The sequence below is a fragment of the Enterobacter cloacae complex sp. P27C genome, from assembly GCF_014895705.1.
In the GTDB taxonomy this organism is placed as follows: Bacteria; Pseudomonadota; Gammaproteobacteria; order Enterobacterales; family Enterobacteriaceae; genus Enterobacter; species Enterobacter bugandensis.
Genome location: NZ_JADBQB010000002.1, coordinates 313,537 through 327,121 on the forward strand (window position 1 = coordinate 313,537; position 13,585 = coordinate 327,121).

9 protein-coding genes are annotated in these 13,585 nt (G+C 59.0%); 2 read left to right on the plus strand and 7 right to left on the minus strand.

Going from position 1 to position 13,585, the window contains the following annotated elements; translation table 11 throughout:
* Window positions 1-81 precede the first annotated feature (81 nt).
* Entirely contained in the window at window positions 82-1,518 is a 1,437-nt protein-coding gene (locus IM291_RS04955; protein ID WP_192986263.1) for an MFS transporter, read from the plus strand.
* Window positions 1,519-1,583: 65 nt separating this feature from the next.
* Window positions 1,584-2,828: a mechanosensitive ion channel family protein gene (locus IM291_RS04960; RefSeq protein ID WP_041911005.1), complete on the plus strand. Its 1,245-nt coding sequence runs from the start codon at window positions 1,584-1,586 to the stop codon at window positions 2,826-2,828.
* On the opposite strand, the gene IM291_RS04965 is transcribed toward IM291_RS04960, so the two are convergent.
* From IM291_RS04965 to IM291_RS04995, 7 genes are all read right to left on the minus strand, one after another.
* Complete coding sequence (locus IM291_RS04965; RefSeq protein WP_192986265.1) at window positions 2,829-3,800, minus strand: LacI family DNA-binding transcriptional regulator; 972 nt, start codon at window positions 3,798-3,800, stop codon at window positions 2,829-2,831.
* Window positions 3,801-3,875: 75 nt separating this feature from the next.
* The gene (locus IM291_RS04970) at window positions 3,876-5,018 is read right to left on the minus strand and encodes a Gfo/Idh/MocA family protein (RefSeq protein WP_047367644.1); all 1,143 of its coding nucleotides are present in this window, start codon (window positions 5,016-5,018) and stop codon (window positions 3,876-3,878) included.
* Window positions 5,011-6,036: a sugar phosphate isomerase/epimerase gene (locus tag IM291_RS04975; RefSeq protein ID WP_192986267.1), complete on the minus strand. Its 1,026-nt coding sequence runs from the start codon at window positions 6,034-6,036 to the stop codon at window positions 5,011-5,013. Before IM291_RS04975 ends, IM291_RS04970 begins: the two co-directional genes overlap by 8 nt.
* A gap of 15 nt (window positions 6,037-6,051) precedes the next feature.
* Window positions 6,052-7,287 carry an MFS transporter gene (locus IM291_RS04980; RefSeq protein ID WP_136342948.1) on the minus strand — a complete coding sequence of 412 codons (1,236 nt, stop codon included), beginning with the start codon at window positions 7,285-7,287 and terminating at the stop codon, window positions 6,052-6,054.
* 244 nt (window positions 7,288-7,531) lie between these two features.
* Window positions 7,532-8,920 (minus strand): phenylalanine transporter, encoded by a 1,389-nt coding sequence (gene pheP, locus IM291_RS04985; RefSeq protein WP_063438281.1) that lies wholly within the window; start codon window positions 8,918-8,920, stop codon window positions 7,532-7,534.
* 102 nt (window positions 8,921-9,022) lie between these two features.
* A complete protein-coding gene (locus IM291_RS04990) occupies window positions 9,023-10,996 on the minus strand; it encodes a PhoX family phosphatase (protein WP_192986268.1) in 1,974 nt (657 codons plus the stop codon).
* A 127-nt stretch (window positions 10,997-11,123) separates the two neighbouring features.
* Window positions 11,124-13,307, minus strand: a complete 2,184-nt coding sequence (locus IM291_RS04995; RefSeq protein WP_192986270.1) for a TonB-dependent siderophore receptor — start codon at window positions 13,305-13,307, stop codon at window positions 11,124-11,126.
* Window positions 13,308-13,585 lie beyond the last annotated feature (278 nt).

Sequence of the window (13,585 nt, forward strand, 5' to 3'; positions counted from 1 at the left end):
ACCAGTATAAGCAAGAACTGGTACCCGTTTATCAGATGGTTGATGCTACGACCATCTGATGAATGACGCAATGGAGTTACCATGAATACGTCAGTTGTTTCACCGGGTCGCGCAGGCCTGATATTGCTGTTAACCGGCCAGATGCTGCCGATGATTGATACCTCAATCACCAACGTGGCGCTGGACGCCATCACCCATTCGCTGCACGCCACCGCCACCGAGCTGGAGCTCATTGTCGCTCTCTACGGCGTGGCCTTTGCCGTCTGCCTTGCGCTCGGCAGCAAGCTGGGGGATAACCTTGGCCGCCGTCGCCTGTTTATGTGGGGCGTGGCAGTTTTTGGGCTGGCCTCGCTGCTGTGCGGGATGGCGGGAAATATTGAACAACTGCTGGCCGCACGCATCGTTCAGGGCGCGGGGGCAGCGCTCATCATGCCGCAGATCCTCGCCACGCTGCACGTCACGCTAAAAGGTAGCGCCCACGCGAAGGCCATTAGCCTGTTTGGCGGCATTGGCGGGATTGCGTTTATCGTCGGGCAGATGGGCGGCGGCTGGCTGGTGTCGGCGGATATCGCCGGGCTGGGCTGGCGTAACGCCTTCTTTATCAACGTGCCGATTTGTCTGGTGGTGCTGGCGTTAAGCCGCCGCTACGTGCCAGAAACCCGTCGTGAAACGCCGTCGCGCATCGACTGGACAGGCACCGTGCTGCTGGCCCTCATTCTTTGCTGCCTGCTGTTCCCGATGGCGCTCGGTCCGCAGTGGCACTGGCCGTGGTCGCTGAAGGTTATGCTTCTTGCCATTATTCCGCTGGCCTGGCTGATGGCGCAGAACGCACGCAAAAAGGAGAGAGAGAATGCCCATCCGCTGATCCCGCCACGCCTGCTTCAGCTTCGCAGCGTTCGCTTTGGCATCGTGATTGCGCTGCTCTTTTTCAGCGTCTGGTCCGGGTTTATGTTCTGTATGGCGCTGACCATGCAGACCGGTCTGGGGATGGCGCCGTGGCAGTCCGGGAACAGCTTTATCGCCCTGGGCGTGACCTATTTTATCTCTGCCTGGTTCGCGCCGCGGTTGATTGCCCGCTACAGTACCAGCACGATTCTGCTGACGGGTCTGGCAATTCAGATAATCGGCCTGCTGGCGCTCATCGCGACGTTCCGGCTCTGGGGCGTGAACAACACCGCGCTGACGCTGGCCCCTGCCACCGGGCTGGTCGGCTACGGCCAGGCGCTGATTGTAAACAGCTTCTACCGCATCGGGATGCGCGACATCCAGCCTGACGACGCAGGGGCCGCAAGCGCCATTCTCAGCACGCTGCAGCAGGCCGCGCTGGGTCTGGGCCCGGCCATTTTCGGGGCGATTTTGCTGCACGGGCTGCAGAATTACCACGGGGATTACGCGCAGGCGATTGACCTTTTCCTGGCGGTGGAAACCGGCCTGATGGTTATCCTGGCGCTGGCGACGCTGCGCATGCGTCATCGTCTCTGCCTGCCGGTTGTGAAGGTCTGTGAGGCCGCCAAATAACCCTGTGAATTTGCATAATAGATCCGCAGCCGCCATTATGGGGCTGCAACAATACAGGAGACGTTATGCAGGAATTAATTGCTCAGGTTGAAGAGTTAGGGATTGAAATTAATCACACCACCTCTTTAGTGATTATCTTTGGTATTATTTTTCTCACCGCCATCATTGTTCATTTTATTTTGCACAAACTGGTGCTGCGCGCATTCGAGAAACGCGCGCAGGCCAGTAGCCATTTATGGCTGCAAATTATTACCCAGAATAAATTATTTCACCGTCTGGCCTTTACCCTGCAGGGGATAATCGTCAACGTTCAGGCGGTACTGTGGCTGCAAAAAGGCAGCGAAGCGGCGGAAATACTCACCACCTGCGCGAAGCTGTGGGTGATGGTGTATGCCCTGCTCTCCTTCTTCTCGCTGCTGGACGTGATATTTAATCTGTCGCAAAAGATGGCGACCGCCTCGCAGCTGCCGCTGAAGGGGATCTTCCAGGGCATCAAGCTGGTGAGCGCTATCCTGGTGGGGATATTGATTATCTCCCTGCTGATCGGCCAGTCCCCGGCGATTCTGATCAGCGGTCTGGGTGCGATGGCCGCCGTCCTGATGCTGGTGTTTAAAGACCCGATACTCGGCCTTGTGGCGGGTATTCAGCTTTCCGCCAACGACATGCTCAAGCTCGGCGACTGGCTGGAGATGCCAAAGTACGGCGCTAATGGTACGGTGACGGACATCGGCCTGACGACCGTTAAAGTACGCAACTTCGATAACACCATCACCACCATTCCGACGTGGGCACTGGTCTCCGACGCCTTTATCAACTGGAGTGGGATGTCCGCCTCCGGCGGGCGACGCATCAAGCGCAGCCTGAATATCGATACCACCAGCATTCATTTTCTCGACGAGCAGGAGCAGCAGAAGCTGATTCAGGCAAAACTGCTGAAGCCTTATCTGGCCGCGCGCCATGAAGAAATTAGCCTGTGGAATCAGCAGAACGGCGAAGGGGAATCGGTATTAAACCTGCGCAAGATGACCAATATCGGCACCTTCCGCGCTTACCTGAATGAATATCTGCGTAACCATCCGCGTATTCGTAAAGATATGACGCTGATGGTGCGCCAGCTGGCGCCGGATGCCAACGGGCTGCCGATTGAAATATATGCCTTTACCAATACGGTAATCTGGGCGGAATACGAAGATATTCAGGCCGATATCTTCGACCATATTTTCGCGGTAGTGGATGAGTTTGGCCTGCGTATTCACCAGTCGCCTACCGGGAACGATATTCGCTCCTTGGCAGGCGTTATTGCCAGATAATCAGGTGCTGGCGCGGGAAATAAAGCGCCAGTCCATCATCACCCTTTCCGTGGGCGCATCCGGGTTGTCGATTTTGTTTAAGAGAAGATTGACCGCCTTGCGCCCGATATCCCGCGACGGCTGTTCGATGGTGGTAAGTGAAATCATGTCCGCCAGCTCCGTACCGTCAAAGCCGACCACGGCAATATCCTCTGGCACCCGCAGACCTGCCTGCTGAATGGCGCACAGCGCGCCCGCCGCCAGCGTATCGGAAACGGCAAATACTGCATCCGGTGGATTATCTTTTAACAGGTTTTGCATCGCCGCCATGCCCGCCCCCGAGCTGAGATCGCTGGCATACTCCACTGCCTGATAGTCCAGATCCCGCAGGTGGATCACGCTCTTGTAGCCGCGTTCGCGCAGGCGGGCATATTTGTAGCTGAGATCGTGGTTGATCATCGCGATACGCTTGCGGCCGCCGTCGGCCAGCTGGCTGACGGCATGCTGTGAAGCGTCCACATCATTGATGCCGACGCAGGAGACCGCGCCCGCATCGGCGTATTCGGCGCACTGCACCCACGGTGCAGAACCAATCAGCGCGGCAAGTTCCGGCAGCTTCGAGAAGGCGTCCATGGTGATAATGCCGTCGACGATTTTGCCGGAGAGCAGGCTCAAGCCCGAGCGGGAGCGCTCGATGTCCGAGCCGGAGTTACACAGCAGAATGCGGTAGCCGTTTTTCTCCGCCTCGGCTTCGATGCCCTTCACCACTTCAGCGCAGAACGGGTTGGCGATGTTGGACACCATCACCAGGATCATATAGCTGCGGGAGGTGCGCAGCTGACGGGCGAGCAGGTTTGGCTGGTAGTTGCTCTCCTGAATCGCCTGCAGAACGCGCTCGCGGTTTTTCGCCTTCACGGTGTCGCTGTTATTCAGCACGCGGGAGACCGTCGCCACGGAAACCCCGGCCAGCTGAGCGATTTTCTGAATTGACATAGCGACGATACATCCTGCGGTTAGCGTTTTGTGCAGGCTACCATAAATTTGTTGCCCGGCGAACCGGGCAATGCGTCAGCATTCCACGCGCACCCAGCGCTGCTGCTGATGGCTTTTCACAATGGCATCAATGATATACATCACGTTTGCGCCATCGTGAAACGTCGCAAACTGCGGCGTCTCCGGCATTGCGCCCGCCTGCACGGCGCGGTAGAACTGCGCCATCATATTTTTGAAGGCATCCGGCCAGCCTTCAATATGCCCGCCAGGGAAGTGGGCGCTGTCGGCTACGTCAGGGTTCATCAGGCCCGGATCGTCGGTGAGCGTCTGGTTGGCCTGCGCACGATGGCCGATCCACAGCTGCTGCGGCACCTCCTGGTCCCACGCCAGCGAGCGCTCGCTGCCGTTGATCTCAAACGTCAGGCGGTTTTTACGCCCGGCGCTCACCTGCGAGACGCTAAAGCAGCCCTTGCTGCCGTCGTCAAAGCGGAACAGCACCGAGCCGAAGTCTTCGGTCGTGACTGGTTTGTCTTCATACTCCGCCTGTTCGTCATGGGAGAAGGTTTGATTCCCGCCCTTGCTGGCCCTGCGCGTCGGCCAGACGATGGATAAATCAGCCATCACCTCGGTAATGCGCCGCCCGGTGACGAACTGCACCGTGTCGCACCAGTGGGAGCCGATATCCGCCACCGCCCGCGATGCGCCGCCGAGCGCGGCATCCACCCGCCAGTTGTAGTCGGTTTCCAGCAGCATCCAGTCCTGTAGGTAGCTGCCGTGTGAGGCAAAAATCCGCCCGAGGCTGCTTGCGCGCAGCATGCTCGCCGCCTGACGCACCATCGCAAACTGGCGATAGACGAAGCTCACGCCATGCACCACGCCCGCCTGCTCCGCCAGCGCCACCAGCTCGCGCGCCTCCTCAGGCGTCATGCACAGCGGCTTTTCGGAAAACACGTGCTTGCCCGCGCGCAGGATCTGGCGGTTAATCTGTGCATGCAGGTGGTTCGGCGTGCAGTTGTGCACCACGTGCAAATCAGGGTGCGCGAGCAGCTCCTCAACGCTGCCGTACGCGTGCGGTACGTTTAGCAGGCGCGCCTTTTCCTGCGCCTTAACGAGCGAGCCGTCGCACAGCGCGACCACCTGAACAAACCCGAGGCGCCTGAGCGCCTCGATATGCGCCGGGCCAATAAACCCGCTGCCGACGATCCCGACGTTAATCATGACTGCCCCCTGCGGCGAAATCATCAAACGCCCGTCCGGAAACGGGAATGATATGGCGGCGGATAAATTCGCTGCCTTCGCGCGCGCCGGTATCGCCATCCTTCAGGCAGCACTCCCACTCCAGCACCGCCCAGCCGTCGTAGTCGTACTGGGTCAGCTTGCTGAAAATGCCCTTAAAGTCGATCTGCCCGTCACCGGGCGAACGGAAGCGACCGGCGCGGTTGATCCACGGCTGGTAGCCGCCGTACACGCCGCTGCGCCCGCTGGGGCGAAACTCGGCATCCTTCACGTGGAACGCCTTGATGCGCGCATGGAAGATGTCGATAAAGGCCAGATAGTCCATCTGCTGGAGCAGCATATGGCTCGGATCAAAGAGGATGTTGCAGCGCGGATGGTTATCCACCAGCGCCAGAAAACGCTCGAAGGTCACGCCGTCGTGCAGATCTTCCCCGGGATGCAGCTCAAAGCAGACGTCCACCCCCTGCTCGCCAAAGGTATCCAGTATTGGCCGCCAGCGGGTTGCCAGCTCCTCGAACGCTTCCTGAAAACGCTGCTCGTTATGCGGCGGCCACGGATAGAAAAACGGCCACGCCAGCGAGCCGGAGAAGGTGGCGTGCGCTTTCAGACCTAATCTTGCCGAGGCGACCGCCGCCTGCTTCAGCTTCTCCGTGGCCCACGCCCGACGGGCAGCATCGTTACCGCGCACGGACGCGGGCGCGAAGTGGTCAAACGCGTCGCTGTAGACGGGGTTCACCGCCACGAGCTGCCCTTCCAGATGGGTCGACAGTTCGCTGATAACCAGCCCGTGCGCGGCCAGCGTAGCGGCGATGTCGTCGCAGTAGGCCTGGCTCTCTGCGGCTTTCTCGACGTCAAAGATGTGCGGATGGTTGCAGGGGATCTGCACCGCCTTATAACCTTTACCTGCCGCCCATTCAGCCAGCCCGTCGAGCGAATTAAACGGCGCTTCTGCGCCAATAAACTGCGACAGAAAAATGCCGGGTCCTTTCATCGTCCTCATACCACCTCCTGAACGTTACGCCTTGTCATCGTCATACTTAAACGTGAGAAGGAAAATCAGCGCGATCGCCGCGGCCGCTACCGCCGGGATCCACCAGAATGTCACCCACGCCTGCGGCACGGCCTGCCCTGCCACCAGGCGGTTATAGAGCGCGCCGGAAATCTGCGAGCCGAGGAGCATGCCGATGCCGTAGGTGAACATCACGATCATGCTCTGGGCCTGGCCTTTCACCTTTTCGCCTGCCACCCGGTCGGTGTAGATAAAGCCGACGACAAAGAAGAAATCGTAGCAGACGCCGTGGAGCAGAATGCCGAGATACAGCAGAATGCGCCCCTCCTCGCTGACGCCCAGCGCGAACATGGCGTAGCGCACGAACCACGCCAGCATGCCGATCAGCAGCATGACCTTCACGCCCAGACGGCGGAACAGCAGCGGAATGACCAGCATGAAGAAGATCTCGGACATCTGCCCGAAAGACATGGCGGTGCTGACGTCGGCAATTCCTGCATCCGCCAGATACGAGGCGGTGTAGGCGTAATAGGTGCCGAGCGGGACGGAGATCAGCATCGCGCAGACGGAGAAGACGAAAAAGTGGCGGGTTTTGAGCAGCGCAAAGGCATCCGCGCAGAAGAGATCCCGCACCTTCACCGGCAGGCCTTTCGCGGGCGCAGGCGTGTGCGGCAGCGTCAGGCTGTAAAGCGCCAGCAGCACGGAACTGGCCGCCGCTACCTTAAAGATGGTAACGCTGGACGCCACGCCGGTGACGCCGATGAAAATGCCCGCCACGATCCAGCCGATGGTGCCGAACACGCGCACCACCGGGAAGGTTTTATCCACGTTCGCCAGGCTATGGAACGCGATGTTGTTGGTCAGCGCCAGCGTCGGCATGTAGCAGAGCGTGTAGCCAAACAGCAGGCCAATCAGCAGCGCGCCGTTCTCGGCAATCAGCGCCCCCGGCACGAACCAGAGGATCGCCGCGCCCGCGAGGTGCATCACCGCCATCACCTTCTGCGAGGCGAAGAAGCGGTCCACCAGCATCCCGAGCACGAACGGCGAAAGAATCGAGGCGATGGGCCCGGCGGAGAAGGCATCGCCAATCAGCAGAGACATGTTGTGCTGGGTCATCACCAGGCCAAGCGTGACCGACCAGCTACCCCAGATAAAAAATTGCAGAAACATCATCAGCGACAGCCGCGGCACCAGTAGCCGGTGCTGTGTTATCGCCTTTTCACTACTTTCAGTTGACACCATGATAAGCCTCACCCGGAAAAAGTAATCGATTACAAAACAACTCAAATGAAAAGTAATCGATTACAAAATAAAGATCCTGTGGATCGTAGAAGATTTGGGAGGGGGGTCACGATAAAGATGAAGCAGTGTTTTGTAGGCCCGGTAAGCGCAGCGCCACCGGGCGTGAAGGCAGGTGCGGTCTGGTTTGGTGCGGTCTGTTGCCCTCACCCCGGCCCTCTCCCACAGGGAGAGGGAGAAAAACGGGCTACTTTTTGCGTGAGAGCTTAAACGCGATAAACAGGAACACCACCCATACCGGCAGCAGCATTGCTGAAAGCCGCATCTCATCCATGGTGCACATCAGCACCAGAATCAACGCCAGGAACGCGATACAGAGGTAGTTCCCCGCCGGATAGAGCAGCGCTTTGAACTGCGTCTCGCGTCCCTTACGGCGCATCGCCGCGCGGAAACGCAGGTGCGCGAGGCAGATCATGATCCAGTTCAGCAGCAGCGTGGCGACAACCAGCGCCATCAGCAGGCCGAAGGCCTGTTTCGGCAGCAGGTAGTTAATTAGCACTACCAGAGACGTAATCGCGCCGGAAAGGAACAGCGAATTCACCGGCACGCCGCGGCGGCTGACGCGGGTGAGGAACTTCGGCGCGTTGCCCTGTACGGAGAGGCCAAACAGCATACGGCTGTTGGAGTAGACCCCGCTATTGTACACCGACAAAGAGGCCACCAGAATGACGAAGTTCAGTGCCGAAGCCACCACGTTGCTGTTCAGATCGTGGAAAATCATTACGAACGGACTGCTGTCGGATTTCACTTCCACCCACGGGTAAAGCGCCAGCAGCACCACCAGCGAGCCGATATAGAACAGCAGAATACGGTACACCACCTGGTTGACCGCTTTCGGAATGCTTTTGTGCGGATCGCGCGCTTCGGCCGCGGTAATGCCAATCAGCTCCAGACCGCCGAAGGAGAACATAATCACCGCCAGCGAGAGGATGAGCCCTTTCCAGCCGGTCGCCAGGAAGCCGCCGTGCTGCCAAAGGTTGTCCATAGTGGCACGCTCGCCGCCGTGGCCGGAGAACAGCAGCCACAGGCCAAAGCCGATCATGCCGATAATTGCCAGCACCTTAATCAGCGCAAACCAGAACTCGGTTTCACCATACAGACGCACGTTGACGAGGTTAACGGCGTTAATAATGATGAAGAAGGCCGCCGCCCAGATCCACGTGGGCACGTCCGGCAGCCAGTACTGCATGTAGATGCCTGCAGCGGTCAGCTCCGCCATCCCCACCAGCACGAACATCACCCAGTAGTTCCAGCCGGAGAGGAAGCCTGCGAACGGGCCCCAGTATTTATAGGCAAAGTGCGCGAAGGAGCCTGACACCGGCTCTTCAACGACCATCTCGCCGAGCTGGCGCATGATCAGGAAGGCGATAATCCCGGCGATAGCGTAACCCAGCAGAACCGCCGGGCCGGCCATCTGAATGGCGGGGCCGATGCCGAGAAACAGCCCGGTACCGATTGCGCCGCCGAGGGCAATTAACTGAATATGTCGATTTTGCAAACCACGTTGCAGCGTCGGATTCTGATCCGACGAGGCTTCAGCGCGACCATGGCCTGAAGCGGATGACGCGTCTTTCACGCCCTACCCCTGTCTCTTTTTTAGAAGGGGCACGTTTTAACACTTCATGCTGGTGGTAGCAAGCTTAACGCCGGGCCAGCGAGTGCGCCCGGCGGATAAACGTCACGACCCGATAATTCCGCCGTCCGCTTTCACGATCACCACCGTGGACGATCGCGGGCGTCCGTTCGGACTGGCGTCCGGCCAGTTAGAGACGGCGCGAGGATTGGCCGGGTCGGTAATATCATCCCCGCCCTCCCCTGGGTGCTGAATGTTTATAAACAGCGTGCGGTTGTCCGGCGTAAACGCAATGCCGGTGATCTCACACCCGCGCGGCCCGGTCAGGAAACGGCGATACTCGTTGGTGCCCGGAATGGTCGCCACCATCTGGTTATTGCCCATTCCCTCGTACGCTTTCTTATTGATGGTGCTGGAGGAGACGTCGGTCTGGATCCACAGGACGCCCTGATGATCGAAAGAGAGTCCGTCCGGACTGCCGAATGCCGCGCCCTGCATGGAGCCTTTGGCCTTCGGATCGTCGCCGTCGGTGCGTCCGGCCATGACCAGAATATCCCACTTAAAGCGTGCGGCAGCAGGGTCCGCGCCGTCTTCGTGCCAGTGCATGATATGCCCAAACACGTTGTTGGCGCGCGGGTTGGCGGCATCCACCGGCGCTTTCCCCTCTTTCCCGCGATCGCTGTTGTTGGTGAGCGTACAGTAGACGCTGCCGCTGGCGTGCGGATCGACGGCTATCCATTCGGGGCGATCCATTTTGGTCGCCCCCACCGCGTCGGCCGCCAGGCGGGTTTTAATCAGCAGATCGCCCTGGCTTTCAAACCCTTTACTCTTATCCAGGCCATTTTGCCCGAAGATCAGCGGCAGCCAGTCTCCGCTCCCGTCCTCGTTGAACCTGGCGACGTACAGCGTGCCGGAGGTCAGCAGCTGCATATTGGCTTCACGGTTCGCGGGATCGTATTTTTTGTCCGAGACAAACTTATAGATGTACTCAAACTTCTGATCGTCCCCCATGTAGACCACCACGCGGTTATCGGCGGCGAGCGTGACGGCTGCCCCCTCATGCTTGAAGCGGCCCAGGGCGGTGTGCTTGCGCGGTGTGGAGGTGGGGTTGTAGGGATCGATCTCCACGACCCAGCCGAAACGGTTGGGTTCGTTAGGGGTTTTATCGACGCTGAACCGCTCGTCCACCTCGTTCCAGCGGTAGGATTCATCGCTGTCGCTGATGCCGTAGCGTTTTTCCAGCGGATTGAGATCGGCTTTTTTGACAAAAATATCCGACCAGTTTTCCTCGCAGGTGAGATAGGTGCCCCACGGCGTGTGGCCGTTAGCGCAGTTTTGCATGGTGCCCAGCACGCGCTCCCCCTGCGGGTCGGCGGCGGTTTTCATTAAGTCCTGATGCCGCGCCGGGCCGGTAAGCTGCATCGGCGTATTGACGGTGATGCGGCGGGCATATGAAGACGGGCGTACCACCTGCCAGTCGCTGCCCGCTTTTTTCACTTCCACCACCGAGACGCCCATCGCGTTCTGCCCCTTGCGGGCCTTGTCGAGGCTCCAGTTCGCCGTACCGTCGGTAAACAGCATCCCGTTGTCGATGTATTCATGGTTCATCGCCAGCAGGCCATGCTCCGGGTTTTGCTCCCCCTGCGGCAGGCTAAACCACGCCATGCCGTCGTGGTGCATACCCGCCTGCACAGCCTGTTCGTCCGTGGTGTTGCTGGCGTCCGGCTTAAAGGCCGGCATGTTGTTTTTGATCCCCGTCGGGTCACCCCAACGATAGAACGGGCGGGCAATATAGCCTTCCGGCACCCTGACCGTATCTTCGGTGGAGACGTCGATGCTGGTAAAGCCCAGGGAAACCGCTTTTGCCAGCGCGGAAGGTTTCGATACCGCGGCAATGGCGATCTCAGGTTTGATCAGAAACGGGAATGATACGGCGGCCCCCGCAACGGCCCCCATCTGGAGAAAACGGCGGCGGGAGAGGAACACATCTGCCACCTCGGAGAATACCGGGTTTGCGCTGCGGTTAGCGATGTCGTCGCGATGTTCTTTTTTAAAAACGGATTTGAGGGGTCTGCCCATAGCGGCTTCCTGTCATTGGCCAAGAGGTAAAGAGTTGGCGACCAGTGTAAGAAGCTTTTATTACAATTTTATAACACGATGACGGAAGGATGGGGGCATCCGTGCCCCGGATAACGAGGTGGAACGCTTAGAACTCGTAGCCAACCGAGACCTTAAAGGTACGCGGTTCGCCCTGAGTGATGTAGGTACCGGAATCGTCCACGCTGGCCCAGTAGTTCTCATTGGTCACGTTGTCGATGCCCGCGCGCACGGTCATCTGGTTTGCGTTGTGGTTCACCGCGAAGCGATAGCGCATGCCCAGATCCAGCGTGGTGTAGCTATCCAGCTTTTTGCTGTTCGCGAGGTCGGCATACTGCGTGCCGGAGTGGTTCACGCGCGCGGTCGCTGTCAGGCCGTCAACCGGCTTGATGTCGTACTCCGCGCCCAGCACGGCGTAGAAGTTCGGAATACCAATTGCATCGTTGCCCTGGTTCACGCCGTTTTTGGTTTTGGTTAGCTCCGCCTGCAGCCAGGTGGCGCTGGCGTTCAGACGCATCCCGAGCATCGGCTCGCCGAAGACGTTCAGCTCCACGCCACGGTTGCGCTGTTCAGCGTCCAGGCCGTAGTGATTGTTAGCATCGAGGATCGCCGAGGGCATTTTAATCTCAAACAGCGCCAGAGAGCCGCCCACGCGCCCGAAGTCCGCCTTCACGCCCACTTCGTTCTGCTTAGAGTGAACGATGCCGGTGCTCTGGCCGTAGTTGGTGGCGGTGTTAGGTGCGGTTTTGCCCGGCTGCAGCGCTTCGGTGTGGTTGGCGTAGAGGGAAATTTCTTCCCACGGTTTGTAAACCACGCCGTAGGTTGGCATCCAGCGGCTGCCGTCGAAGCCGTCCGCGTCGTTCTCTGCGCCGGTAATTTTGTTATACCCGCGAACGACCACTTTCTGATGGCGCGCGCCTGCGGTGAACAGCAGCTTGTCATCAAGCACGCCCAGGGTATCGCTCAGCAGCCAGCCCTGGGTGCGGGTGCGCCCGCTGGTCAGCGGATCGCTGTATTTACCGCCGGAGCCGTTGAAGTTGGTGCTGTCCGGCATATCCACGCCGGTGTTGTGGTAGATGTTGGTGGTCGGGTTATCCGCCGTCGCCGACATTTTCCACGCGATTTTTTCGTTTTTGGTCATTGCGGAATACCCGACGTTGACCTTGTGCGAGACGAAGCCGGTGTTGAAGTTGCCGCGAATGCCCGCCATGCCGCTGACGGAATCGCTGATGCGGTTGGTATCCAGTCGGCTGGCCGTCGCCTTGCCGCTCTTGTCCACCAGCTTCGGTGCGCTGTAGATCCCTTCTTCATGCGCGTGCTGCGCGCCCAGGCCGGTATAGGCCGTCCAGCTGTCGGTGATGTCGTACTCGCTGCGCCACATCCCGAACTCGTTTTCGATATCGCTGTAGGCCCACTTCTGCGAGAAGTTACGATCGTTCTTCGGTGGTTCAGGCACGAAGTCCACCGCCGAGATGTTGACGCTGGTCGGGCTGCCGTGGAAGTTTTTTTTCTGATAGCCCAGATCCAGCGAGGTGCGGAAGCGGTCGCCTTTGTAGTCCAGGCCGGTGGAGAGCAGCGTGGTGCGGCGGCGATCGTTCGGTACGCCGGTTTCCCCTTCACGATGCACGAGGTTCACGCGCGCGCCGAACTGGTCGTTATCGCCAAAGCGACGCCCCGCATCCAGCGTGGTGCCAATCTGGGAATCCGAGGTGTAGTCCACGCCCACTTTCGCCTGCGGGGTGTCGCCCGCGTGTTTAGGCTCAAGGTTAATCATCCCGCCCACGCCCGAGCTTGCCGCGCCGTTCATCAGGGAGTTGGCCCCTTTGAAGATCTCAATGCGGTCAACCATCTGGGCATCCACCACCTGACGCGGCAGCACGCCGGAGAGGCCACCGAAGGTCATGTCGTCGCCGTCAAACTTCAGGCCGCGAATGCGGAAGGTTTCTGCGCTGTTGCCGTAACCCTGAACAAACTGCACGCCCGCGTCGTTGGCGACCACGTCAGCAATGGTTTTCGCCTGCTGATCTTCCACCAGCTTTGAGGTGTAGCTGATGATGTTGAACGGCACGTCCATGGCGTTCTGCTGGCCGAGCATCCCCATTCGCCCGCCGTTCGCCACCTGTCCGTCAAGGAAGGCCGGCACCAGCTGGTCGCCACCGGGTTTAAAGTCGCCGGCAGGTGCAGACTGCACAACGATGGTGTCTTCTTTTTTATCCTCTGCCGCCCAGGCGGAATGTGTAACCGCGCCAATGGCGAGCGCCAGCAGCGTTTTATGCATTTTGGTGTTGTTCATCGTTAACTCGTTTGAAAGTGCGCGCAAAAATAGCCCGTGGACGGGCCTTAGAATATATTGGTTGCAATGCAAATGAGAACTATACGCATTATCTATGCTTTGGCAAGCGCAAATCTCTGCAGGATCCTGCTCAAGTTAATGCGTGATAAAAGGGGATGCTCACCTTGCGCTGAACCATTTAAGTGAACACGCACGGAAAATGGATGCCATTTTGGCAACCATGACGCAAATACGACACAAGGAGAAAATCAGGATGGTTTGAAACTGGCGTAAGTGCC

Bases quoted from the DNA above. Each gene is read 5' to 3' on its own strand.
- IM291_RS04970 (WP_047367644.1), bottom strand. From the start codon at position 5,018: ATGATTAACGTCGGGATCGTCGGCAGCGGGTTTATTGGCCCGGCGCAT.
- IM291_RS04955 (WP_192986263.1), top strand. From the start codon at position 82: ATGAATACGTCAGTTGTTTCACCGGGTCGCGCAGGCCTGATATTGCTG.
- IM291_RS04995 (WP_192986270.1), bottom strand. From the start codon at position 13,307: ATGAACAACACCAAAATGCATAAAACGCTGCTGGCGCTCGCCATTGGC.
- IM291_RS04990 (WP_192986268.1), bottom strand. From the start codon at position 10,996: ATGGGCAGACCCCTCAAATCCGTTTTTAAAAAAGAACATCGCGACGAC.
- IM291_RS04975 (WP_192986267.1), bottom strand. From the start codon at position 6,036: ATGAGGACGATGAAAGGACCCGGCATTTTTCTGTCGCAGTTTATTGGC.
- IM291_RS04980 (WP_136342948.1), bottom strand. From the start codon at position 7,287: ATGGTGTCAACTGAAAGTAGTGAAAAGGCGATAACACAGCACCGGCTA.
- IM291_RS04965 (WP_192986265.1), bottom strand. From the start codon at position 3,800: ATGTCAATTCAGAAAATCGCTCAGCTGGCCGGGGTTTCCGTGGCGACG.
- IM291_RS04960 (WP_041911005.1), top strand. From the start codon at position 1,584: ATGCAGGAATTAATTGCTCAGGTTGAAGAGTTAGGGATTGAAATTAAT.